Source organism: Halorubrum coriense DSM 10284, from assembly GCF_000337035.1.
Classification (GTDB): domain Archaea; phylum Halobacteriota; class Halobacteria; order Halobacteriales; family Haloferacaceae; genus Halorubrum; species Halorubrum coriense.
Genome location: NZ_AOJL01000062.1, coordinates 53,642 through 78,367, shown reverse-complemented (window position 1 = coordinate 78,367; position 24,726 = coordinate 53,642). Strand labels below are relative to the sequence as shown.

Genomic DNA, 24,726 nt, shown 5'->3' with positions numbered 1-24,726 from the left:
TAAGTCTATCTCAGCGGAGAGAATTAGACTAACGCTCTTTATGTCAGCCGGTAGTCGATTTATTAACAGTATGATAGAATTACAGCAGGAGATACTGACAACGAAGTGGATTTGAAACAGTGTCGACGAAAAATGATGGACAGCCCAGTAGTCAACTTCGCTAACCCCATCTCGGACGTGGCATAAGATTTTATTGATGTAGGTGTTAGTCACAATTTATGTCTGCTGACCGACTAATTGAGGCACTCACTCAGCGGAACGGGTTCTCCCGAAAGCCTCGCCTGCCGCCCAACGCCTGTATCTCCAGCAAGTCGGTCGAGTGGCCCGCAACCTTCGATGTCCACGACGTGCTTACTAAGGGAGCTATCACCACAAACAACGACTTCTGCCTGCTCTCGCCGACGCTCAAGCACGAGTACCTAGAGTTATTGACGTTGTCTGTTTTGTTCAAGTTACGAGGTGGTGATCGGCCCAGGGCGCTGATTCTCACGCCGGACAGTTCGGTCAGGCAGCGATACCGTGAGTTGAGCCCGAGTTTCAGTAACCCGTGGAGCAAGGAGGAGTTCCCCCTCGCCACCGTGAAGCAGGACGGGACACTCAGCCAGAAGACCTCAAGCCGACCCAACGCATCATACCCACCGCGAGCACTGTTCTCACGGCATCTCCATTATCTCCCCAACTCCGACATAGCTAACGAAATCGGGTGCGTCATCTACGACGGAGCGGTGAACTACAAGCCCAACCGCTGGGAAGAGTTCAAAGAATGGCGCGATAAGAATGACATCCCCTCCGTGATTTACTGCCTGCGCGACCCGCTCGCTCCCGAGTATCAAGAGGTGAGCAATTGGGCTGGTGTCTGGGCTTGGCCTCCGGCGCTCATTAAGGCCATTACCGAGTCTACTGAGGAGGCGGCCGCAGATGGTAGCTCCGCTCGGTACGTTCGTGTTCGGAACCAGCTCGATAACAAGGTGGCCGGCATCGATCGAGATATACACACAGTTACTGACGGTCCGCTCGCCGAACAATTTCAGGAGGTGTGGTCTCGAATCGAGGAGCTACAGGGCGTTCAGTCTCGACTCGGCTCGAACGCCCTCGACCGGGCGATTCGTGATCTGAAGAGGGCGCTCAACGACTTCTCAAATACAGTCTCGTCTGTCGGATTCACCGAACAGACGTACAGCGAGCAGTGGGAGACGCTGTCCCCCTCAAACTGGTTCGACAGGCTAGATCACTTACGCCAACAGCTGCTTGAGGATGAGACTGGAGCGCAGGCCAGTGGCGTGTTTCGATCGGCGTGCTTGGAGCTTGAGGCTGCCTACGCCGAGTGGAAAGAGGCAGGGGTCGGCGACACGAAGCAGGGACACCTGTACCGGCTGTTGTACGGCACAATAGAACGTGACGAGACGGTGACGGTGGTCGTACCGAGGGAGGCCGACCGTGAGGCCGTGACCCTGGACTTACAGCAACGAGGTGGTGACCTATACGCAGAGCTCGGCGAAGCCATCCGAGTGGTCACGCCCGACATGCTCGCCGAGGCCAGAACCTGCGACCGAGTCGTGCTCGCTGGCCCGCCAGGATGGCGCGACCGGTGGGTTCTCAGAACACCCCACGCACAGTCAGTCACCATCCTTGCGTACGAACATCAGCTGTCGCTACTCAACTACCAGTTCGACGTGTTAAACGACGCCCTCAGGGAGACGACAGATCAACCCCGATACCGCCAAGCGGTCAAAACGGCCGCCGATGAGGAGGAGAACACGGCGTCCGTGGTCGATCAACTTGACATAGAGCGTCCGGACATCGACCTTGGCGGTGAGAGCGAGGTTGCGGAGGGATACGAGATGGTGGAAAAGCACGAGCCCACCTCTATCAAAGACATCATCGACCAGATGTCGGGAACCGACAATTTCAGCACTTGGACGGCTTCCTCAACCAGTTCGCGGTCATCGAGAGACAACACCCCCGCCGACTGTCTGCGGGTTTGCTTCGACGACGGTCGGTGGATGCCAGTCCGTCCCGAACACGGCCTTCACGTCATCGACGGCGAGGTCGGCGGCGTGACCAAGCGCGAGGCCCAACACGTCACTACCGGAAACACACTCGTCCGCATCCGCCAGACGGACAACCTCCGCCAGCAGCTCTACGATCTGATCAAACAAAGGGGTGACATGCGGCTCATCATGCAGGCTAACCTCTGGAAAATCAATCTCAAGCAGGCCATCGATGAGCATGATGACACGCTCGACGACTTCATCTCGCGTGTGGAGGCCGAGGGAGCTGACTGCGGACGAAGCACCTATCGAGGATGGTACAACCGTGAAGTGGACTACACGCGGTCGTACGAGAACATGAAGCACATCGCCGAGGCGTACGACCTCTCCGCGGTTAGGGAAGAGCTCGAGGACATCTGGGATGCTGCCCACCAGATCAAGCAGACCTATATGAAGCTCCTCCGCGAGTTGCGGAAGCGAGCGTACCGGGCAACTGCCGGAGAAGATACTGATGAAGTGGTGCTTTCGGAGGAGCACGACATCCGACTCAGTGACATCGACACTATCGACGAGCGTGGGAACAACCTCGTGGAGCGGCTCACCGTCGTCAATGTCGTCGATGATACGGTCGCCTCCCACCTACTCGGTACGATCCAGACCGGAGCAGACTGAAGCGAGCCCATATACCGACCTCGATAATTCTCACGCGGGCGTCACTTATTTACCGTACAGAACAACGTGGGAGTATATGACAGCCGGTCACCGAGACATTCCCCCACAAGATGATCCACGGTACGTTCGTCCCCCCAACGAGGCCTACAAACTCGACGACGACCCATCGTACCGACAGCATCAGGCAGTAAACAACATTATCACGCAGTCTCTGATCGACCGACTGACCGGCAGCGGCTCGGCGGAGAAGCAACACTTTGGGTCGAAGCCATCGCGGCAGTATTTTGCGGGGGTTCTCGCTTCGCAGTACGAGTACCTGGAAGCGATGTCCAAGGGAGACTCCTTCGAAAACATTGCCGAAGACGTGGCTCCGTTCACGATCGGTCTCCAGTTCCGGGTTCCTGCCGACATAGCAGATGGCGCCGCCGTCAGGTTGACCCCAAGCGCGAGCGTCTACTACCGCCGGTTCCCGACGGCCGATGAGCAGCGGGAGCGGGGCGAGCAGGCGGCCACTTCCACAGACGCCGATCAGCTCCGAAGCGGCATCGGTGAGGAATCGGAGGTGGAGACCGACGGGGGAATCATCAAGGCGAGCGAGGGCGCCCGGGAGACGCAAAGCTTCCTACCGGCCTATGAGCGCCTCCCCGTGGAGTTTGACGATCTCATACTGACAGGCGAGCGGCTCCGGGAGCTGGCCGAACAGTCTGACGAGGAAAATATCGATCTCAACGATACGCTCGATGATGTCGCGGCGACCGCCCTTAATGACGACCGCTACTTCTGCGATGTGGCCGACGGCGTTAAAGAGTACGACGCCCGCGAGGTGCCGGTAGATGTCCTTGAAAACGGATCGTTCGACGAATGGATCGACTACCATTACGGAGACAACTCGGTTGAGCCGCTCTGGGAGGCCGACATTCGCATTCAAGTTGATCGCGATAATGACGAGCTGGTCATCAACGCCAGTCTGGTCAACACCCATGGAACCGACTACCCAGACGCTACGGACTACCAGTACAAGATGTGGCGCGCGTTCCTGTTTGATGTCGGCATCGAGGCCACCGTCGACGACACTTCAGTCATCCCGTTCCGGCTGGATGAAATCCGTGACAAGTACCAGTACGACGGTCGGATGTACGCAATCGGGGAAAACTGTGCCGCCGAGCCGACCTACCCCAAGGAGGCCCACAGCCCAATAGCCGACCCCGACCCGACGGGGGTTCAGACTGCTACCCTCCCGGTTTACAAGCAGGCGAAGTACCTCCCGCGGGAGCCGATTCCCGCGCGGTTCGATGTGCTCGCCGGGCAGGCTCAACTCCAGCCGGATGAGATCGACTCCGAGTTCGACGTCGATGTCACCATCGGACTAGACGGTGTTTTGCGGCTAATTGAAGAGCAGATGGCTGCCGCGGAGGAGGACTACGAAGCTATCCGCGACGAGGTGTTGGATCACAAGTCCGACGAAGCAGAGACGCAGTTCGAAGACGCGTTGGAGGATTTCCGCACGGAGCGTCAGCGGTTCCACCAAGGCCGGAAGCTCATCGAGAACGACGAGCGTGTGCGGCGGGCGTTCAAACTCCTGAACGAGACCTTCACCGACGAACTGCTCGGAGACTTTTCCTCATGGCGTCTGTTCCAAATCGTCTTTATTGTGATGACTATCCCGGATATAGTACAACAGGCCAACCCAGAACGGGACATCGAGGAGAGACTCGATACAGCGGATGTCATCTACTACCCAACCGGCGGCGGCAAAACGGAGTCCTACCTCGGACTGGTCACCTTCACCGCCTTCCACGACCGACTTCGGGGCAAACATTACGGGACGACCGCGCTCACGAAATTCCCGCTCCGCTTCCTCTCGCTCGATCAGCTCGAGCGTGCCGCCGAGGTGCTCGGGCAGGCGGAGCTCGTCCGACGCAACCATGACATCGACGGCGAGCCGTTTAGCGTCGGGTACTTCGTCGGGAGCAATAACACGCCGAACAAGTTAATGAACCAACAGCAGTACGACCGGGAGGACAGAATAGCCGATGCGAAGAAGTCACCCGCCAACGAGAACGAGGAACACGAGTACCTCATCCTCTCGGAGTGCCCGTTCTGTGGCAAGGAGTCGGTCGACATAGACGGCGACCATGAGCGGGCGCGAATCGACCACATCTGTAACAATACGGCGTGCCCGTGGGTTAACGACCACGATGGGGAGTCCGCAGCGCTCCCAGTCTATATTTCCGACCGGGAAGTCTACCGGCACGCTCCCACCTTCGTTGTCAGCACCATCGACAAGATTTCCATCATGGGAATGCAGCGGCGGTTCAGGACACTCCTCGGGGCGATCAAGACGCGGTGTCCTGACCACGGCTTCTCCGGTGAGAAGCGATGCCTCGTTGACGACTACGATTACCCTGACAAGCACAGCTGCGACAACGACGATCTTGAGTCCGCCGAACAGGTCGACCCACCGTCGCTGATCATCCAAGACGAACTCCACCTTCTCCGTGAGGAATTCGGCTCGTTCGATTCCCATTACGAGACGCTCATCCAGACACTGGCCGACCGTTTTAACGACGGCTGGGATGTCAAGGTGGTGGCGGCTACTGCGACCATCCAAGGGGCCGAGCGGCAGGTTGAGGCCCTCTATCGCAAGGAGAATAACATCTTTCCAGCCCAGGGTCCGCGACTCAAACAGTCGTTCTACGCGTACGCTCACCCAAGACGGGTTGGGCGCAACATGATCGGCGGCATCCCAAGGAATGTCACGCGGTCGCGAGCGATCAACCGAATCCACGAGGAGCAGGCCCGAATCGTTCAGACGCTGATACAGGAGCCCGAGCGTCTGGCGGAGGCACTCCGCAGCCCTGAGGATCGCCTCAGGGAGTTCGGATACGAAGAGCTGAATTTCCCCGACGACCGGAAGGCCCTCCACGAACGACTCCAGGTAATCCTCGACAACTACGAGGTACAAATCTCCTATCACTACGCCAAGGACAACACGCAACTGATGAAGCGATCGGTCCGGACGATGATCAACGGAAACCTGGAGGCCGCACCACGTGACTACGAGCCACTTAACGCGAAGCTGATGACCGGAGAGACGCCGCTAAATCTCGTCCGGTCCTACAAGGATGAGATCGAGAAGCCCCGCGATGAGCGAGAGAACCCCATCCATATGGTCATCGCCACGTCGATGATCTCACACGGGGTAGACATCGACCGGTTCAACTTCATCTCCTTCCACGGGATGCCGCGTTCGACGGCCGAGTACATCCAGTCGTACTCGCGGGTCGGACGGAGCGTCCCCGGTACGGTGTACCTCTCGTTCAACCCGATGCAGGTGCGTGACCGCTCGCACTATCATCAGTTCCACCACTACCACGAGTATGAAGATCTGCTCGTGGAGGCGACCCCACTGGAGCGATGGGCCAAGTACGCCATCGAGCAGACCATCTCTGGGGTGCTCTGCGCCGCCCTGCTCCAGTACTACGACTTCACGCTGGCCGACGAGATCAGCGGCCGCCTCTACGACCTCAAGGGGCTTCAGGAGGCTTTCCACGAAGACCTGCTCACGAAGCAGGACATCAAGAGGTTCCTCTTAGATGCGTACGATGTCGTGGACACGGACGACGATGCGACCGATGCCGCGGCCATCTACGCCGACCGCATTGACGCCCTATTCGACACGATATGGCAGTTCCTGCTCGCCGAGGAGGATAGTGGGAACACGTTCATCCCGAGCGTCCTCGAGCGCGGGCAGGAAGACGACTCGCTCCCCGGCGTCCGCCAGCCGATGACGAATCTCCGGGACATAGACGAGCAGATTCCGATCGAGCCCGACACTGAGACTGCCAAGTCCGTTCATCTATTCAATCAGTAATCATGACTCGCAAAGACCAACAGACGGTGGTGTACGTATGAGCCAAAGAGAGGATGTCGAGATGGAGCGCGGTATCGCGCAGATTCTCTACAGCTTCGGGCCCGGGAATGTCTTCGACTACGGTGCCTACGATGTCTCGATGCGGGTGAAGGGTCTGGACGACCGCGACTGGAACGTCCAACCAGTCGAAGGGCTCGATCTAAAACGAATCAGGGGTGATATCGAGAGCCGCATCGGGCGGTTCCGGAACGGTGATCAACCTCCCTGGGAAATTATTGGTGAGTCTGACATCGACGCGTTCCGTCCAGTAAAAGTCTCTGCCGAGGTGTTCCCGCTGACGATGGTCTGTGAGAACTCCGACTGCCGACGGGTCGACATCCGGCAGAAGCCGAGCCACTACTGGGCGACCGACCACGACGATCAAAAACCAGGTCACTGTACCGCGTGTGGGTCGCCACTCCAGCAACTCCCGTTTGTCGTCACCCACGAGTGTGGAGCTGTGCTTCAGCCAGGACCCATCAACGAATGCCCTCAGCACGAGCGCAACGATCCCTACCTCTATCAGCCGACGCGCGACCCTGCGAAGTGGGAGTTCAGGTGTAAGCAGTGCGATAAGAGCATGGGGCGCATTGCGGCCTTCTGTCAAGACTGTAACGAGTACGTCACTGGAGCGACACCGCCCGGAGGGGGCGGCCTATACTACCCGGCTACACTCCTCAACGTTGACATCCCGACAGTAGGAAAAGGCAAGGACGAACTCGATATGGGCGAAACCTGGGCTCGAGTCCTGATGGCGGCATACCTCGACTTCAACGACGTTCCGCTGAACGAGGAGAACACCATTGAGGACATCGCCACCCGTGCTGGGGAACAGGACAGAATCGAGGAGCTTCGTGCCTCCGGTCGCACCGATGAGGAGATAGAAATGTTTCTCGAGATGCGTGCCGAGTCAGGTGGCGAAGTAGATCACCTCACCAGCCAGTTCGTTGCCGAGAAGACACGCGGCAATGTCACACCGGTGGGCGTCGGCGGGGACGCCGAGGTAGACGCGGAGCGCGTCTACTCGGTCTTGGCTAACCAGCTGTTCACATTCGTCCGAGCGACACAGGGCTACGAGGGATCGGCGGATCACGACGACTACGACCCGAGCCGTCAACCGGCCCCTAGGTCGCTCAGCGACCTGCTGACACCGGAGTTCAAGCAGAAGTACCCGCGAGCCAAGGAGTACCGAGAAAAGCTCGATCGCATCAACGTGAACGAGGCGTGGGTCGTTGACAATTTCCCGCTTCTGAACGTGCTGTTCGGGTACTATCGCGAGAGCCCAGACCCATCGGAGGTCGACCTGAACGCCTTCGACCACCCGTACGGTGATGCCAACAAGGTTCCCATCTTCGCCGATCGGAGCCCCTCCGAAGCAATCATCCTCGAGGTGGATCGGCGGGCCATCGTGGAATGGCTCGAGGAAAACGACAGGCTTGGCGAGGCCTCCCCGCGGCCAGACCCAGACGCCGACGATGCCGAGTATAAAAAGTGGTTCCTGAACAATATCGATGTTGTCGCCACCGACAATCCGTTCACGCCCGTTGAGCACGATACCACACAAGAGGTCTATACGCTGCTCCACAGCATGAGTCACGCGCTCGTCTCGACGGCGAGCGACCAGTGCGGGTTGGCCACTGAAAGCATCTCCGAGATGATTATGCCGGCCATCCCAGCCATCATTCTGTACGCGAAGAGCGCGGAACATTTCGCACTCGGCGGGATGGCCACCCTCTTCGAAACGCGCATCCATCCCTGGGTCGATCACACCATCGACTACACCGAGCAGTGCCTGCTTGACCCCCCCTGTAGCCGAGACGAGACCGGTGCTGCCTGCCACGCGTGTCTTCACGTGAACACCGTCTCCTGCGAGTCGATGAACGAGTACCTCGACCGCCGCCGTCTGGTGGGCGGCTACGATTCTACCCCGTTCTGGGATGTCTGAGCGATGGTCAAGAGTAGAGATCCATCACCAGAGACCGACCCCGATTTCACCATCGCCGACGCACTATCGTCAACCCTCATCCGGGAAATACGTCGGTATTTCTGTGAGCAACACGACGCCTCCGAGCGCGTACAGACGAACCGTGTCGAACTCAACGACGCGATTGAAGAGCGGCTCGGTCAGCGACAAGCTGAGGCCCTCTGGGTCGGACTGAGTGCGAACGACGCCGCAGAAGAGGTGGCTAAAGGGACATCCTACGTAGAGTATGACTTCCTCATCGACATCGCTGCGGCCCTCACTGTCCTAAACGAGCAGCTCGTTGCGGCCCGGTACCGGGAGAAAAGACACACCCGACCGGCCGATGAGGTGAATCTGGTCGCCACCATCCCTGATGGGGTGAGCCTACCCAACGCTGAAGCCGTGTCCCAAACGGCTGGCCGTGTCCGTGACCTCGTGTTGGGGGCGGAAGAGACCGTCCGGCTTGCCAACCCCTACTTCGACTCCGAGGAGTCCATCCTCGATGACCTTGCGAGTCTTCCCAAACGAGGCGTCGACACCCGCATTCTGACTCGGGAGACATCGGACCCCGACCCGCAACTCACCCGCTCGCTCAACAAGATCTACCGCCTCAGCGCGGATGGCCGCGACCGGCTTGAGGTTCGTGACCTCTACGAGCGGGACGAGCAGACCGGTTTCCAACAGCTGGCCACGCACGCCAAAATCGTCATCGTCGACGACTCGTACTGCTACGTCGGGAGCGCCAATCTAACCCGGCATAGCCTCTCAAACAACTTCGAGTTCGGGCTGCTAGTGAAGGGCGACAGCGTCGGCGGAGTTGTGTCCGTCTTCGACAACGTATTCGAACACGCCACCTCGGTCGATCTCCCGCTCCTTACAGAATCATAAAAGCCGATACGAATAATGATAGACCAAACAGACACCTATGTAGATGCGGGCACGGTGGCAGAGCCGAGCTAAAAATGTCATTCGTTCACTCGAGTCAGTGCTTGTAGAATCTCTCGATCACGTTCACAACCTGCGAAACTTCGAGTCTGTAGGGGACTTCCCCATCTGACTTAACGAACCACTGTTGGATCTTTAGCCACTTCATGTCTCGTCGAGACCCATTTGTACGTCGGAGTCCGCGAGATGGTCGAGAACCCGGTTATCCGGATCGATACTCGAGACGAACCGCAGTAACCGCTGAACCCCGTCGGGGTTCTCTTCGATGTTGGCGAAGAAGTGGACCATCCCGTGGAGCGCGCGGTTTTGCTTATGATAGTCCCAGAAGTGGAGGCGACGGGCAAGATCCTCGTCATCGAGGACCCGGACACCCGCTGCTTCAAGCGTTTCACGAGCCTCCCGACCCACCTTCGTACAAATCGTGATTGCAATCGCGGTCGTGTTCTGTGCGACTTTCATNCCCGCTGCTTCAAGCGTTTCACGAGCCTCCCGACCCACCTTCGTACAAATCGTGATTGCAATCGCGGTCGTGTTCTGTGCGACTTTCATCATCGTGCCGAGTTCGGCGCGGACGTTCGATTCGTCAATAACGCGGTCCTTGACCTCCACGGAGATCATGAGGTCTGGACCGTGATAGCCGTCGATGTCGCCATACCGTTGCTGGCGCGAAGAGCCGGTTCGAACCTTGCTCGCACGAAGCGATAAGTGCGGCCACTCCGCTTTGACGTACCCGTAACAGAGAGCCTGATACGCCGATCCGCCCTGCTCGTTGGGCCCCTTGCGTGTGTAGTCTTTGAGAACCTTCAGGAACGGCTCTTCAAACGGCGGGTCACGGCGCTCGTACTCACTCGATTCCAGCCGCTCCAGCCCGAGATCGAAGAGCTCCTGTGCGGCGGTGAATCGACCATCGCGAGATAGTCGAAACGCGAGTTCGAGCATGTCGTCGTACCGCTCCCACTCGCCGGTGTGGTGGCCTGGTGAGCTTGGGAAGTTCGTTCGATTCAGATCTTCCCGGAAGAGTTCGATCAGTTCGTTGTGGAACGTTCGAATCCCTTCCCGGGTACTACCCCGTTTTAGCGTCAGCGATGACTTCGCTGTACTCTCGTAGCGGTCGAGGATATCGTCGACGGTGATGTCGGGGTCGTAGCCAGCGAGCCAGTCGTCGTGTTCCGCTAATTCCTCCGCGAGCACGACAAAGTCGATCGCGAGTCCGAGCGTCCCCTTGGAGGACTTGAACTGCGTCTCCGCCTCCGACACGAGCGCCTCGATTATCGTATGCTCTGCGTCAGAGATTTCTTCGTCTGAGCCGTCGTATTCGGATAGATCCGATTGATTTTCGAAGTAGGTGCTCGGGAAGTGGCTCCGCAGAAACGCCTCGATCGCCTCGTGTTCGTGATCAGCGCGATCGTCGCTCAATCTGCTCATCTGGATATACAGTCCACTCAGAAGACACTCTTAGAAAGATTACGCTCTGCTGTTTCAGTCTATGATATCTTCATTTTCTTGGATTTTTAGATCATCACACATACCAAGAACCGTTAGTGAGTCTGCTACGTCAGAGATAGCGACTGAATCCACCGTCAAAATCAACAAATTTGCGGAGCGAGGCATTACACGAAGACCTACAGACTCGATAGGCGTCTCTTGGAAATCACCCTTAATCTCGTAGTCACCCTGATCGAGAGAGACATTATGAGATATCCTAAAATTGAGTTTTGTAGTCCCTTGGATGTCCGAAAATGGATTAATATACTTCTGAAGCTGGTATGATTTCGAGTGGCTTTCGTCAACAGTTGATTTCACAAAATCAAGGGCCATGGTTAGACCATCAGTAGTAATTTCACCAGTGTAGAATTTCTCAATCTTTTTGAATTTGTTATCAATCCGCTCTTCGCGCTCATAGGCAGAATCTAGGGATGTACTCCGATGAGAGAGATATTGAAGAACTAATGAAGCGGTAGCAACGAGTACTGAGGCCGATAACAGCGGGTTTGGCGCGATAACGTTGTTCATATCTATGGGTCACAAGGGAATAGTGTTAAATAACGGTACATACCGCCAGACTGTGACAAGACCGGCCGAATTAGTACACGGTTGAGCCGGCAGTAATCCAACCGGTGATCGTTCCTTCTAATCAGCGAAGTCGAGCGTGACCTGCTGTGCGTGGCCGCCGATGTCCGACTTCTCCTCCTCAAAATCGCCGAGATCCATTCCACCGCACCGAAGCTTGTAGATACGCTCCCGCTCGTCTCCGGTCAGCGTCTGGCTGTAGACACTCTGCTTGAGGTAGTAGCCGACGGACTCCGCGAGGTACGGCGGCACCGCGTTCCCGATCTGTTTCCGGACCGAGACGAGCCCGCCGTCGAAGCGGTACCAGTCGGGGAACGTCTGTAGCCGCGCACCCTCGCGCGGCGTGAGCCCGCGGTGCTGGAACGGGTGGATACACCGAGCGCTGGAGGGCTTAGACATATTCGACGTGATCGCGACGGCCGGCTCCTGCGAGTCGAGTCGGGAGTAGGAGTTGTGGTAGCCCGACGACGGCTGGAGTTCGTCTGGGATCTCGGTCCGGTTCCCGCCGTCGGAGATGTGCGATATCATTTCTACCATGTCCTCGGTGTGGTTTGCCGCCTGATGATGGGTGAGCTCCGTGTTGTCGCCGCGGAGGTCGTCCTGGATAACCGTCGCCGGCTCGGCGTCGTACTCGGTCTTCTCCTCGCCGGGGCTGACTTCGGGGAGGTCGCCGATCCCGGCGATCACACCGGGCGTCTCAATCGGGTCTAACTCGAAGCCGTCGAAGGGGAACTCAGTCGTCGAGCGCTTCGTCGCAAGCACCAACAGGCGGTGTCGCTGCTGCGGGACGCCGAAGTCGGACGCCTCCACGACGCGGTAGCTGACATCGTAGCCCATCTCGCCGAATGACTCCTCGACGGCGTCGAGGAACTTTCCGCCGGCTGTGTTTTGCATCCCGCGGACGTTCTCGAACAGCGCCGCCTTCGGATCGAGCTCGTTCACCCACGAGATGAAGTTCACAAAGAGGTGGTTCCGATCGTCGCTACCGTCGGGACTGACCACTTCGGAAAAGCCCTGACAGGGCGGGCCGCCGGCGACGAGGTCGACGGTGTCGCGGCCGACGACCTTGGTGACATCCTGGTTGTCGACCTCGCGGATGTCCTGTGTCAGCTCGTCTGGCTCCAGACCCTCGCGATTGTTCGCGAACGAGGCGCGGGCGTCGTCGTCGACCTCGACGGCGTGGACGAGCTCGAAGCCAGCCCGTTCGAGGCCGGCGGAGAGTCCGCCCGCTCCCGCGAACAGATCGACGTAGGTCAGGTCTTGCTGACTCATCTATCGGAGAGTGCCGCTCAACCGTATTTAATCGTTGGTACTGGGAGAACCGTTTGAGAGGCAACTTGTCCGAAAGAGGTCCGTCACGGAGCCGGATCTCCCTGAGCAAATTTCACGTTGCGGGGCGGTGAAGTGGACGTATGAGCGGTGAAACCGTCGAAATCCCGGTCGAAGTGGAGGTCACGCCAGAGAAGTACGGAACACTTCGATCGGTGAACGTCGTGTCTGAGGACAATATTCCTCTAGAGCTGGATACGCAGGAGTGGCGACTTGAAGCAATCTCCGTGGAGTCGCATGTTCGGGATCAGATCGATGTCAGAGGGGTCGACGAAACGACGACGGTCGGCGTGGTGCGTGTTGACCCCGAGACCCTGAACTGGGAGTATATCGAGAAGTAGCCCTACGAGAATATCTACCTCAGATTAGACGGTAATCAGTAAGGTTACTGGTGGTTTCTTATCCCGCTCTATAATTGCTCGATGACCGAATCGTCATGCGGATTCTTACCGTCGGGCGTCGAGAGGCGATCTATGTCGGACATTAGATACTGCTACTACCCGCGGACACACGCTCCGCCATAGTTCGTCGACGAGGTTGTCGCTGCCTTCCAAGCGAACGGGGACGCGATCTCGACCGTCGACAACGACAATGGGCTCAAAAGCGACGACGTACTGGATGTCGTTCGCGACAATCTGGAGGCGGTCGGCTTCGACATCGAGGAGGGAAGTAAGAAGGAAGAGAAGATCCACCGCCCGGTCCTGTTCGGCGAGAACAGAGAGCCGGGCCTCCAGGTACAGCCGCCCCACGTCGTGATCGACCAGTAGGTCTCCACGCGATTGAATCCAATATCAGGGTCTTCTCACTCAACAAGCTCGGCGTCGACCAACTTGTTACAGCGCTCAGTCACCCGACCAAGACGAACCGTACCGCTGAGCTCGAAACCAACTTCCCACGAAGTCGCGGCCCTGTCCGAAGCCAACTGCTCAAGGATTCGCTCGTCGAGCTGTGTCATCCACGGGACGAACGACCGCATTCAGGTTGTGCCTCCGTTCGACTCACCCGGGACCTCTTCGGAGCCGCTGGCGGTGACCTCGTCGGCGTCGTGGTCAATATACCGCCATTCCTGTGTATCAAGGCGACCGTCGAGATACGCTTCTCCATCGTCAGTGATGACATATATGCCGTTACCGAAATGTTTGGTTAGGCCCTCTTCAGTTAGCCGTTTACAGCGTTTATCGATGTACTGTCGTGAGTAATTTATCGGGCCTTCGCGCTTCATCTCAGCCGGAGAACCAGACTCGTGTTCAGAGAGATATTCAAGAACCCTATCATCGACAAGGGCCATCCAGTCTCCAGAATGTCTCATGGAAGAAATATAGTTGCCCTTCGCTATATTATAACCGAATAGTAACTCATATTGATGATAGCTTTATAGTAATTATTAAGCAACTATAAATGCTTGTAGCATGAATTAATGCTCACAGAGCCCGAGTGACGAACCCTCGGCTAGTGAGAGAATGTAGAAATCCCGGCCGCGGTGTCTGTAGCACCCGGCCAGGTCGGGTTCTGTGCTGAGACCACAGAACCATGCTGACGATGGCAACTGCGGGGCTTAAGCCCTACGCGACGACCGGAGAATCGACCGAAACCGACGGCGGCTGCGCGTTCTGCCCGGCGCCGGCTCACGGCTTCGACGCCGAGGACGGCTCATGAGCGCGGAGTCCACCGCGGACCGCGACGCGCTCGCGGACCTCACCGCGTTCCAACGTGACCTCCTCTGGGCGCTCTCCCACGAGAACGCCCGCAAGGGGACAGCGCTGAAGGCTGAACTCGCGGACTACTACGGCGAAGAGATCAACCACAGCCGTCTCTACCAGAACCTCGATAAACTCGTCGAGTGCGATCTTGTCGCCAAACAGGCGCGCGACAGGCGCACCAACGAGTACAGCCTCACCGAGGCGGCCCGCCGCGCGCTCGAAGCGCGCCGCGCGTGGCAAGTAAGGAGTGAGACGGCGTGAGTCGCACCTGCCGAGCGCACATCCCCTTCGACGCCTGCGAGCGTATTGAATTGGCAGCCGAAGATCGCGAATGTTTGCTTGGGGCCAGACAGTGTTTCGAAAATATCCTCTGTACGGGACAGCTGAACTCAAAATACGTCGAGAAGGTAGTGCTTCTCACTGAACCGCAGTAACTCCCACTCGTTTAATACATTAGCAAGTCCTCGAAAACGTGAGTGAAAACGGGCCCTCAAACGCAGCGATCTACGCCCGAGTTTCGGCATCGGACCAAGATATCTCTCGGCACCTTGACGAAGCCCACGAACATTTGGAGCGTCTCGGTGTCAAAGACATCGAGGAGTATCCCGAAATCGTCTCTGGCGCCGCCGACACCGACACTCGCGACACTCGTCGATGTCTGTCTCCATGCTATACCCACAGTGACGGCACTCATGGTGCGTTGTCGATGGCAGCTCGAGCCTGACGATCTGCTGGATGAACTGTTTGCTGAGCATCCGTGGGGTCAACAATTACCAGTCCGACACTGAGACCGAGATCTACTGGGATTTCGAGAGACAGCATGACGTAGCCGGAAGATTTCACGAGTGGCATACTGATTACTCCGCCACACAACTCCGAGTTCTATATAGAGGAAACCGTCGCCCAGACCAGAGTAGTAGAACTAATACTGTTTGCCGCCAGAAGAAATCTTCCATAATCACTCGTAGAGTAATAATTATCATATTCATATGCTAAATGATAGTATGCTCGTAGGCCGACATATTGTACTGCTATCAGTATGTAAACACGCTGGAGATAATTATACGGGAGGTTAATACACTTACATGGTGCTAGACGATTTCACAGGCGATGACCCGACACTGTCCATGGATGACGTAGCCGAGACCGTGACAGATCTTACTGAGGTTGATCCGGTTGAGAGTAGCAATGGACCGCGGTTCTACGCGTGTACAGACAATCACGGTGCTGGAAAGCGAGGAAGTCTATTCGTTGCGGTACTTCCCCGGCCACGTCTTTACGTCGACCCTACAGTGAAACAGTCTGTATTCGGACAGACACCACCTTTCATCCGAAATAACGATCAGTTTGAGGAGGCAAACTCATACGGAACAAGTCTCGGATACTCGATCGATTTGTCGGATGAAACGGAGGTCCCCAGCGTTGCGAAACGAGCGGTCGAGTGGTCCTACGACTGTTTTAAGTAGTCTGCTGACAAGTTGTAGGGTATCTATGGTGTACCCTTCTTTTATATACAGTATTCATCAACGGCAAACGTAGATGATCGACTATCGCAGACGGGTTCCGTTTTAGCCCAGTCGTGCGGCCCAAGATATAATTGTTAGTCTTATGACGCCCTCCGAACTCGAGGACATCGCTGATGTCGCGTGCTCAAAATATCCTGTTATAAGCCGATACCAAACGGTTATGAGTGGGGTTAGTCGAGATCGGCAACCAGCTGATTAATGACTCGATTGATTGGGCCGAGTTCGCTGACATCAGTCGCAAACCGACTACCGATAGTATCGCCGTAAGTGAGATTGATTTTAACTTTTGGCTCAACCGCATGGATCTTGTCTGAATGGCCCGGAATGAGAACACCGTGACGAAGCGCAAGCGACTAGGGCTCGTCTTGAACATACTTTTTATATATCCTATCGGATAGACACTGTGGAGTCGCGATGTTGCTGGCTCATTTCAGTTCTATCTGCGGGATACCGCTTCGCACCGCATCACTCTCGACCTGGAGTTCATACACAACAACTGGGGTCTGATCCTCGACAGAACTGTCGGGAAGGCGTACCTGCTCGAGTACTCTACACGAATAGATTGCGACCGCTCTAAGACTGTATCCGACGTGATCTCATACTTGTACAGATAATCGCGTGTCAGTCCTCAACCTCTGTAACCTCCATATTAGTAAGTACAGCAACTAGGGGCCGGGCCAACGCTGCTGCTCCCCCCCGCTCTACCCGAATGGTTTCAGGTGAAACCTCTTCTCCATTAAATCCTGAGAGGGCGTCAGCGAAATCGCCGGCCGACGTGGTGTCGTCGAAGAAAAACTGCTCTAGCGCTTCGATCGAAACTCAGTCACTATCGCCGCATTTGAGAGCAGCAATTCGATCTTCAGGCGACAAGAAGGGTTCCGTAGTGATCGAGAGGTCCACCTGTGCGTGACGCTGGTGAGCTGCTTCTGCTTGTTTGATCGCACTCTCCAGCCGGTGTTCTGGATCGTCTCCTGTGAGCTGAAGTCCCGTATAGAGCGCAGCATACGCGTACTGTGCTGGGGCTCGAAACGACCGGCTAGACCCTGTGCCACCAGTCATGACGGTCTCAAGCTCGTCATCATCAAGGTAGAGATACAAGGACATGAGATCGACAAGCGCGTCCGGTAGCCGAGTCGAAACTGCTTCGAGAACGCGAGGTCGCTGTGTGTCTGCGCCGGGATGGTCTCCAGTGAGTATCTCGCGTTCATGACCTGTAAGCAGTCCCGATGGGTGAGGCTGCGACATCAGTTTTCACCCGACCTGGTTGTGGAGTCGACTTCCGTGAGAGATAGAGCTCGGTCCCGCTGATGCTCCGTGAGTCGCTCGAGTAGTTCCGCGTACGACCAGTCCCACTCTGTCGGGCCAAACAGGACCGTTCCTATAAGCGTGTTATTGACATACTGTATCCGAAATACGTCGATGAGTTTTGGCTTATCAGCCATCTCAAACAGTTCTTCACTGGCTATATCTAGTCCAATATAGATCCCTGTGCGCCATTCTCGGACTGTATCGTCCTCCTCATAGTGCCGGTTAAAATGCCAGTGGGACCTCGTCTCGGCGTCGTACTCGTCGATGAACTCGCTATACTCCCGTGATATGGTCTCCGCTGCTGCCGTGACCTCGTCCGGCGAAACACCAACACACGCTGATGACCCGGCAACCCAGAGCGGTTCGTCTTGATCGTTCCCTGCCCAGAAGCCATTACACGCGATTCGATCACGCGGTGTTGGTCCATCGCCTGGTGATCGTACAGCATCAAACGCCTCGTCTACATCGATGCTTGGCAACGGGGTGAACGACTCTGGGAGGTGGGCTTCTGAAATAAGGAACTTGTTTGGTTGGATCGATGTCGATGCGGCAGCGCCCGTGAATGTGGTTGTTGCGAACGACCCAGCCGCAATTCCCGCAAGGTATGATCGCCGCGAGACGCTACTACCTGTCTTGTTGTCGCTTTCTTCGGGGTGAGTGTCTGGTGTAGTCATTAATGTCGTGTCCTGTTAGTGAGATCGAGTCAAGACACAGAGTTAGTCGGTGTACTCTTCATGCTCAGCAAGCAGCTGCCGCATCGGTTTTAGAGGAATCGGACAGTTTTCAGGACGAATCGAAGTCGGATTGGACTCGCGTCCCTCAGTTGTGTTGGAGATTGCGTGACGGTTCTCTTCCCTGTACTCTCGATGAGACGTCGCTATTTCCTGCTGACTCGCTTCTAGCAAGGGCCTTACATCAGGGCCTGTCTGTGGTGATTCGGTTGATATCCAAATTGCGCCAAGTGGGGTTACTTGGAACAGTACTGCGCTCTTATCGACTGCCTCTTCGATATCCACCGCGATCAGACTGTGGGAGTGTTCCGATTGCTGATCACTCTCTGGTTTTACCGTTGAGTTACTGTTCAAAAGTGCGTCTTTACCGAACTCGTAGATCGACTGCCAACCTGCTCTAGTGTCCCGCTGTAGCGGAATGAACAGTACCAACGCACCTGCCGAAAGAACACCTTTCAGTCCGTCCGCGTCTGGTTGTCCCCACGCAAGCGCCCCTTCTGCTGCGTCAAAACGCGTCCCGACATACACGTTCATAAACTTATCAAGTTGTGATAGCAGCCCACTCCGGGCGAGGACCGCTGGCGCAATTCCAACGTCGTGTGTTTCGGAAAACCAGTTAAGACTACCACTGTATCCCTGATCGTGGAACGGAGTTAGCCCGGTCAATCCTCTCTTCATTTGGTGGCTCATGCTGTAACTTGCTATCAACCGCATATGATCTGTGTTTGGCCGACAGAACTAAATGGTACCGGTCCGGTACCCCTGGTACCGGTTGTGGACTGAATTGGACCCAACCGGACCAAAATACAATGGCCCGTCCACGCCTCTCTGACGAGACAGCAGAGCACATTAACGAAATTTATTACGAATACGCGGATCAAAATCCACCAGATTTTGAAACCGCACTCGCAACAGTTCTCGAACTCGCAAGCGCAAAACTTGAAGACGACCGCGGGTGGCGACCAGGGGACTACGCGAGGAAGACTATGCAGATGGTCATCGATGATACAGCTAAGCGATCCGAGCAGTCATCGCGTTCAGCAAGCATCGTTGATGATCACGCAGATTTTAGAGCCGTTCTCAATGACGACGGCCAAATCGAAATTCCAGTTGGAGAACGTCGGGCGCTCGGACTAGAGAGTGATGACCTGCTTGAGGTGACCGTCCGGCAGTTCAAGCAAGACAACGACAGCTAACGACACACAACCGACCAATGACCAGTAAGAAGCCCCGGTAACCAGCCACAGCAACGGCCAGCACACGACACACCACCAACCACATGATGAACCGACGAACCCTACTCGCTACGACACCGCTCACGCTCGTTCCACAAGTGCCACCAGAAATTTCCTCGATCACTGAAGAAGCCGCTAACGATCCCCCATCAATCAAGGATCTTCTCCCTGAAACCGATGAACTCCCTAACGGTTGGGTTCTAGGCACTCCAAACTCGACGGTCGGTCGACGTACTGAAGACCCACCATCGACGGCTCAGGGTGTTAGATCCCGACGCCACCCGCAAACTGATGAGTTGCTCTCTTCTCAGTACGCTGAACAGCGGTATGTTACCAGTTCTGATCTTCCACCCGAATTTGGCCACTTTGACATCACGGTAGAGATGGCGAGGACTGATGAGAGAAGCCCGTATAGTACCAGATCTGAGGCGGTTCGAGCACTCCATAAAATAACGTTCGGTGAAGAAAGGGAAAACTGGGAGTTGTTAAGCACGGGGTGGACTGAGGTTGATATCGAACCTGCTGATAATTGGCTACAGGACCGGAGTGTCGCTTCCATACGGAAGCCACAATGTGCGGTCCCATACGACCTCAACCTGTCGACCAATAAGCCACTGATAGAGATGGCTGTCATCATTGAGCCACTCTCATGGGGTACAGTCATGGTGACTGCGACGCTTTTGGATGCCGATGACGACAACCGCCCGAGCTACCTTGGAAGCCAGATTGCGTCTCAAATAGCTAAGACCATTCGTGAACAGCCGGTGCCAGAAGAGGCGCGCCAATGACGCATAGTGTTGATGAGGCCGATTGTGGTGAGTCATCAGCTGAGGTTGTTGTCAACCGGACAACGGCACCGGCCCACCATCCATCAACGGTAGTGCTGGCGACGGAGACACTAAGTCGGATTGGCTCTCAGGCAGGCGAGCCTGTCCAGATCTTAACGGATAACGGTCACAGCGCGTACGCAGTGGCTGAAACTGAAGAGTCAACTGGGCTTGACGTCGATCCGAACGAACTCCTCACAGACACCCCAGTATTTGCGACGTTAGTCTGTGGTAGCGGCGAGCGGGTTGCTGTCTTTCCAGCGGCGCTCCCTGAAGCGAACCGCCTCACGATCACCCCCGTAGATACAACAACGACCAGTATCCTCGAACAGTGTTCTGTGACTACCGGTGGCCTCGTAGACGCAGTCGCACATAACGAGGGAATTGTAGAGTTTCGGCCTGATAACGTAGACGACAATGAGCCAGCTGGCCCGTACTACGCCGGGGTTGAGGCAGTTGATCCGGAACCACCAGCACGGGTAACTGCGAATACTCAGGTTGACGTGAGCGGTCTTGATATCGGCGAGCAACAGGGGGGCGTTCTGTCACCCAGCGAACGCCACGAACTGTACACGACAGACCTCAATACGCAGTCACCTGATGATGAGTTCCGAGCGCAACTCCGTGAGCGGCTTGAGGCATCGCTCCGGGATCTTCGGTTACTCGCAAAACGACTCCCTGATGACGACATCAAGCGGGTGTTTGGCGATGGTAACGACGGGGCATCACAGACAACCAGTATCGCAACCGATGTCGTGGCGTTATGTTGGCTTGGGTTCGACCTTGCGGGGAAGTCTCCGGAGTGGAGGGTTACACAGGGGATTGAACGCGCTCTGTATGCTCACGATGAGGGTGGAAAAGTGAACCTCAGTGTAACTCGCCAACCACTGTTACCGGCGGCGGCGTTACTTGATCGCTTTCGTCAACATGGCCCCGGTACTTCGGACGCCTACGGGACACTCGAACACCTGTGGGCTGCCTCTGACATTGACCCGTTCAAACTGTACGACGTGACATCCAAGGAATTAGGAAGGGAATTCGCTCTTCCGCCCGCCGATTTGATGATCGAACGACTAGCATATCGGGCACAAGCACGGCGGTTTCCTGCGGCGCAGGTAATGGACGTATCCACGAACAACGAGCTAGAGAAGATGTGAATGGGCATGTCTCCCCTGACCAACAGGTGACCGAGTGGAAAGCTGTAATACCCGGCCGGATCGATTCGGGCCGTTCTCTGAGTTGCTACACTATCCTATTAAATTCACTCTGAAAGGTACTCCTCAACGACGTCGTGAGCGGTCAATTCGACCACGCCGTCGTCGATAAGACCAGCCGGCTCTCCTGATTCGGGCCGACCGGGATCCACGAATTCATCCAGCATTGCTTAGAACACGATTTCGGCGTCGAAGCGTTCGACGTCGGGTTAGAGATCGCGTCGACGATGGCGAGCTCCAGCAAACGATTTACATCATGGTCGCGCGGTTGATGATCGACCTCGTTCAGATCGAACACCAGTAGAAACTCCAGCCAATTCGTTCCGGCGTGCGCGCCGCCTATGACACTGGGAAATGGGCCGGTCAACCGCCGGCCGGTTTTGAGGCCAGGGACGGATACCCCCGCGTTGTGGTCGCCAAGTCGTATAGTAGAATTAGCTTGTCAACGCTACATAGAACCATGTGAGAATATGTACTCATAGCTGTCTCAGAGCGGCGATCGGGCCGGTTCAGTAGTCGAATACCGGATTCTAACACATCCAGAGACAAAGAATCAAATAGTCAATCAGAGTAGAATTTGTTACCATGCTCCCAGACGATCTCCCAGTTGATCGCCAGAAATTGCTGACGTGGGAAACAGAATGCTGGCAGTGTGGCGAGCAAACGCCTGTAGTCTGGCCACGAGAAGACCATCTTGATACGCCTCTCGGAGATATATTAGCGAATTACGAAACNGGCAGTGTGGCGAGCAAACGCCTGTAGTCTGGCCACGAGAAGACCATCTTGATACGCCTCTCGGAGATATATTAGCGAATTACGAAACCGCTGTTGAACGAGTCTACAGCAATACTCTCGGCAAGAAAGTCTGGGGGAATGTCTGTCAGCACTGTGATTCTTACCAAGGAAATCATTTCATCCAGCAAGAGGCACTGGGGATTGACCCTCCACTAGTAGACTGTCCACATTGTGGAGATGAACACGAATGGAGTCCGGACCAAGGGATGGGTGGGGCATTCGGACAGGGATGGGTGTCATGTCCAGAATATGGTGAAATACCGGTTGGTGACCCACGGGAAGAGTGATGAATACCTTAGCGCCATACAGAACCAGATCAGTAGTATTTCAAAACTCGAATGAGTAAATTGCGACATGTACGATCTCACTGGCTTTCAGCGCGATCTGCTGTACGTAGTTGCTGGACTTAATGACCCTCACGGACTCGCAATTAAAGACGAGCTCGAGGACTACTACGAAAAGGAAATCCATCACGGTAGGCTCTATCCCAACCTCGACACGCTCGTCGAGAAGGGACTTATAGAAAAAAGTCAACGGGACCGACGGACCAACGAGTACAGCACTACTCGCCGGGGCATTAGAGAGATTGAAGCTCGGACTGAATGGGAAGCCGGGTATATTGACCACGACGGGTGATCGAACCGCTGCGTTCGAGGACTGTTTGATTGGTTCTGTTGAAATCCTCAAGAAGTGACACATTCTGACTGCCTGTAGTCAGTACAGGTGATACAAATACCACTGAATAGCTACTAACGAGATACTCAGTTGGTGGCTCCGTAGTGCCTGAATCGGATTCAAACACCTCTTTGAGTCTTCCGGCTCTGTTGAAATCCTTAATAACTGATATTTTTGAGCTCAGGTCACTCACTACAGTTGGTACAAGTCGTTACTAACGCATCTGAACCTACAAGAACCCCCACACAAGATATACTAAAACTAATACAGCGATTGGCACGATAGCTACAATCGTTTGTCCTATAATTGCCATCGAATATAATACGCTTATAATAATTAGGCTCTGTTGAAATCCTCAAACGGTGATATGTTTCAGGCCGCGTGCTGAATACAGAGCGCGAATCTTGCGAGGTGGCTAGCTGCGGGTTAGCCATAGGATATACACGGCGACTCCAGACAGGGCCACCAAGAGAGAAAATAGTAATTGCTGAGCAATAATCAACCCGTAGAGGATAACGAATATGACGAAGACACCTGTGAGACCGAGAGCTATCGCGTGACCTATCAAGTTGTACGTCTCATCGGAGAGCATCTCACTATATTTTTTTTTAGAATGTATAAATGGTTTTGATACACAGATCCTCTGGATCTCGCATGCCGTTTGTATCAGTTGCTGAGGATTTCAACAGAGCCAATAATTATACTACCAGCTATGAGGTGGTGTACTCGGGACGTGTTTGGCGGGGACCAATCTGCCATATTTGATCTATTGTAACACCAATAAAATCACTTTCGAACCTAACAATCAATATGATCGATCAATATTGTGACTAAGACAGGCGATAGTAAGTTCACGGAACTGTTTCCACCAGTGTCGTGACCGGACGAACGCACCATACTTCCGCTTGAGCGTCGAATTGACAGCCTCGGATTGACTTCGTTGACCGTAGAGATCAGCGTCTAAGCGTGCGCTCCATGCCTTATGAAGTGATGTGAACTCACGGTGCTTAATCAGTGGGCGGGCCTCGTGTTGCCGGGCAAGTCGCCTGATTTTCTGGTCGTCGTAGCCCTTGTCACCGAGCAGAACGTCAATACTCTCGGGATTGCGCTTGATCAACGACGGGGCGATCTGGCTATCGTGTTTTCGTGTCGTCGTCACGTGGAGATCGAGGATTGCGTTCACCTTCGTATCAACCAAGAGCGTTACTTTGAGCTGCTGAATCGTGAGTTCGGCGCGTTTCGTGTAATGTTTCGAAGCGTGACAGCGGTCAAACCCTGACGCATCAACGCCAACAACGCCGCTCGTCGGAAGTAGTGTCGCTGAGAGAGTCAATATGACACGCCACACAGCCATATCAAGTCGATTAAACGCTTTACAGAGCGTTGACGGCGTAGGGAGTTCAGCTAATCCAAGAACACGACGGATCCGTGGCATCTCGATCAGTTCGTCAAGTAGGCCGCGGTAGGTCGTGTTCTTCCGAACTTTGAGACAGAGCAGAACAACGTGCTGCGGGAGTGTATAACGGTGTTTGGAGAACTTCGAGGAGTATCGAGAGACCGCTCGACGCGCCAGATGGATCGCCTTCTCAGTAAAACGGAGAATATGGGACTTCGGGAGGGCCTTCATTTTGTAGAATTACAGGACGAACATGTAACTCTCTGAGGATTTCAACAGAGCCTCACCAGTGTAACACGATCTGTGGTGTAGATCCCTTGTACTGACCACATCTAGGCCAGAATATGTCATCTTCTGAGGATTTCAACAGAGCCAGATTGTTGTAACATCGTGAGATGTGAACGCATAAAGTCATACAAGCGGCGTGAACGGGGCG

Annotated in this window: 22 protein-coding genes; 12 read left to right on the top strand and 10 right to left on the bottom strand. The window is 55.4% G+C overall.

Translation table 11 applies throughout. The features are described 5' to 3' along the window. Nucleotides 1-218 precede the first annotated feature (218 nt). From C464_RS16205 to C464_RS16190, 4 genes are all read left to right on the top strand, one after another. Nucleotides 219-2,663: a DrmE family protein gene (locus C464_RS16205; RefSeq protein WP_006114864.1), complete on the top strand. Its 2,445-nt coding sequence runs from the start codon at nucleotides 219-221 to the stop codon at nucleotides 2,661-2,663. A 76-nt stretch (nucleotides 2,664-2,739) separates the two neighbouring features. Next, on the top strand, nucleotides 2,740-6,537 hold the full coding sequence (locus C464_RS16200) for a helicase-related protein (protein ID WP_006114863.1): 3,798 nt from the start codon (nucleotides 2,740-2,742) through the stop codon (nucleotides 6,535-6,537). A 37-nt stretch (nucleotides 6,538-6,574) separates the two neighbouring features. Continuing rightward, the gene (locus tag C464_RS16195; protein WP_006114862.1) at nucleotides 6,575-8,521 is read left to right on the top strand and encodes a DUF1998 domain-containing protein; all 1,947 of its coding nucleotides are present in this window, start codon (nucleotides 6,575-6,577) and stop codon (nucleotides 8,519-8,521) included. 3 nt (nucleotides 8,522-8,524) lie between these two features. Beyond that, nucleotides 8,525-9,427, top strand: a complete 903-nt coding sequence (locus C464_RS16190; RefSeq protein ID WP_006114861.1) for a phospholipase D family protein — start codon at nucleotides 8,525-8,527, stop codon at nucleotides 9,425-9,427. Nucleotides 9,428-10,963: 1,536 nt separating this feature from the next. Here the strand turns inward: C464_RS16190 and C464_RS18710 are convergent. Together C464_RS18710 and C464_RS16180 are read right to left on the bottom strand one after the other, a co-directional pair. Beyond that, complete coding sequence (locus tag C464_RS18710) at nucleotides 10,964-11,497, bottom strand: hypothetical protein (protein WP_152420985.1); 534 nt, start codon at nucleotides 11,495-11,497, stop codon at nucleotides 10,964-10,966. A gap of 117 nt (nucleotides 11,498-11,614) precedes the next feature. Continuing rightward, the gene (locus tag C464_RS16180) at nucleotides 11,615-12,826 is read right to left on the bottom strand and encodes a DNA cytosine methyltransferase (protein ID WP_006114859.1); all 1,212 of its coding nucleotides are present in this window, start codon (nucleotides 12,824-12,826) and stop codon (nucleotides 11,615-11,617) included. 140 nt (nucleotides 12,827-12,966) lie between these two features. Between C464_RS16180 and C464_RS16175 the strand changes: the two genes are divergently transcribed. Continuing rightward, on the top strand, nucleotides 12,967-13,224 hold the full coding sequence (locus tag C464_RS16175) for a hypothetical protein (protein WP_006114858.1): 258 nt from the start codon (nucleotides 12,967-12,969) through the stop codon (nucleotides 13,222-13,224). Between the two features lie 105 nt (nucleotides 13,225-13,329). Here the strand turns inward: C464_RS16175 and C464_RS19010 are convergent, their stop codons facing one another. The 3 genes from C464_RS19010 to C464_RS16165 are packed head-to-tail and all read right to left on the bottom strand — an operon-like array spanning nucleotide 13,330 to nucleotide 14,192. Next, nucleotides 13,330-13,632 carry a hypothetical protein gene (locus tag C464_RS19010; RefSeq protein WP_006114857.1) on the bottom strand — a complete coding sequence of 101 codons (303 nt, stop codon included), beginning with the start codon at nucleotides 13,630-13,632 and terminating at the stop codon, nucleotides 13,330-13,332. A gap of 53 nt (nucleotides 13,633-13,685) precedes the next feature. Next, nucleotides 13,686-13,859 carry a hypothetical protein gene (locus C464_RS19005; protein ID WP_161781688.1) on the bottom strand — a complete coding sequence of 58 codons (174 nt, stop codon included), beginning with the start codon at nucleotides 13,857-13,859 and terminating at the stop codon, nucleotides 13,686-13,688. After that, complete coding sequence (locus C464_RS16165; RefSeq protein WP_006114856.1) at nucleotides 13,860-14,192, bottom strand: hypothetical protein; 333 nt, start codon at nucleotides 14,190-14,192, stop codon at nucleotides 13,860-13,862. A gap of 343 nt (nucleotides 14,193-14,535) precedes the next feature. Between C464_RS16165 and C464_RS16160 the strand changes: the two genes are divergently transcribed. The 3 genes from C464_RS16160 to C464_RS18705 all read left to right on the top strand — a co-directional run bounded on the left by C464_RS16160 (nucleotide 14,536) and on the right by C464_RS18705 (nucleotide 16,049). Continuing rightward, entirely contained in the window at nucleotides 14,536-14,844 is a 309-nt protein-coding gene (locus C464_RS16160; RefSeq protein ID WP_006114855.1) for a helix-turn-helix transcriptional regulator, read from the top strand. A gap of 211 nt (nucleotides 14,845-15,055) precedes the next feature. After that, nucleotides 15,056-15,307 (top strand): recombinase family protein, encoded by a 252-nt coding sequence (locus C464_RS18220; RefSeq protein ID WP_239640252.1) that lies wholly within the window; start codon nucleotides 15,056-15,058, stop codon nucleotides 15,305-15,307. Between the two features lie 364 nt (nucleotides 15,308-15,671). Further along, nucleotides 15,672-16,049, top strand: a complete 378-nt coding sequence (locus tag C464_RS18705; RefSeq protein ID WP_152420984.1) for a hypothetical protein — start codon at nucleotides 15,672-15,674, stop codon at nucleotides 16,047-16,049. Between the two features lie 1,304 nt (nucleotides 16,050-17,353). Here the strand turns inward: C464_RS18705 and C464_RS18700 are convergent. Both C464_RS18700 and C464_RS18695 read right to left on the bottom strand, forming a co-directional pair. Continuing rightward, nucleotides 17,354-18,091, bottom strand: coding sequence for a hypothetical protein (locus C464_RS18700; RefSeq protein ID WP_152420983.1), 738 nt, complete (start codon nucleotides 18,089-18,091; stop codon nucleotides 17,354-17,356). A gap of 42 nt (nucleotides 18,092-18,133) precedes the next feature. After that, nucleotides 18,134-18,838, bottom strand: a complete 705-nt coding sequence (locus tag C464_RS18695) for a hypothetical protein (protein WP_152420982.1) — start codon at nucleotides 18,836-18,838, stop codon at nucleotides 18,134-18,136. 119 nt (nucleotides 18,839-18,957) lie between these two features. Here C464_RS18695 and C464_RS18690 point away from each other — a divergent pair, with 119 nt between their 5' ends. The 3 genes from C464_RS18690 to C464_RS18680 all read left to right on the top strand — a co-directional run bounded on the left by C464_RS18690 (nucleotide 18,958) and on the right by C464_RS18680 (nucleotide 21,367). Then, nucleotides 18,958-19,344, top strand: coding sequence for a hypothetical protein (locus tag C464_RS18690; RefSeq protein ID WP_152420981.1), 387 nt, complete (start codon nucleotides 18,958-18,960; stop codon nucleotides 19,342-19,344). 137 nt (nucleotides 19,345-19,481) lie between these two features. Continuing rightward, nucleotides 19,482-20,171, top strand: coding sequence for a hypothetical protein (locus tag C464_RS18685; RefSeq protein WP_152420980.1), 690 nt, complete (start codon nucleotides 19,482-19,484; stop codon nucleotides 20,169-20,171). A gap of 182 nt (nucleotides 20,172-20,353) precedes the next feature. Further along, nucleotides 20,354-21,367, top strand: a complete 1,014-nt coding sequence (locus C464_RS18680) for a hypothetical protein (RefSeq protein ID WP_152420979.1) — start codon at nucleotides 20,354-20,356, stop codon at nucleotides 21,365-21,367. Nucleotides 21,368-21,509: 142 nt separating this feature from the next. Here C464_RS18680 and C464_RS19000 read toward each other — a convergent pair whose 3' ends face one another. Next, nucleotides 21,510-21,722: a hypothetical protein gene (locus tag C464_RS19000; protein ID WP_161781687.1), complete on the bottom strand. Its 213-nt coding sequence runs from the start codon at nucleotides 21,720-21,722 to the stop codon at nucleotides 21,510-21,512. 851 nt (nucleotides 21,723-22,573) lie between these two features. On the opposite strand from C464_RS19000, the gene C464_RS16150 reads away from it, so the two are divergent. After that, entirely contained in the window at nucleotides 22,574-22,855 is a 282-nt protein-coding gene (locus C464_RS16150; RefSeq protein ID WP_006114854.1) for a helix-turn-helix transcriptional regulator, read from the top strand. Nucleotides 22,856-23,309: 454 nt separating this feature from the next. Here C464_RS16150 and C464_RS18995 read toward each other — a convergent pair whose 3' ends face one another. Together C464_RS18995 and C464_RS17865 are read right to left on the bottom strand one after the other, a co-directional pair. Continuing rightward, nucleotides 23,310-23,486, bottom strand: coding sequence for a hypothetical protein (locus C464_RS18995; RefSeq protein WP_161781686.1), 177 nt, complete (start codon nucleotides 23,484-23,486; stop codon nucleotides 23,310-23,312). Nucleotides 23,487-23,699: 213 nt separating this feature from the next. Continuing rightward, nucleotides 23,700-24,521 carry an IS5 family transposase gene (locus C464_RS17865; RefSeq protein WP_006114853.1) on the bottom strand — a complete coding sequence of 274 codons (822 nt, stop codon included), beginning with the start codon at nucleotides 24,519-24,521 and terminating at the stop codon, nucleotides 23,700-23,702. Nucleotides 24,522-24,726: the final 205 nt, after the last annotated feature.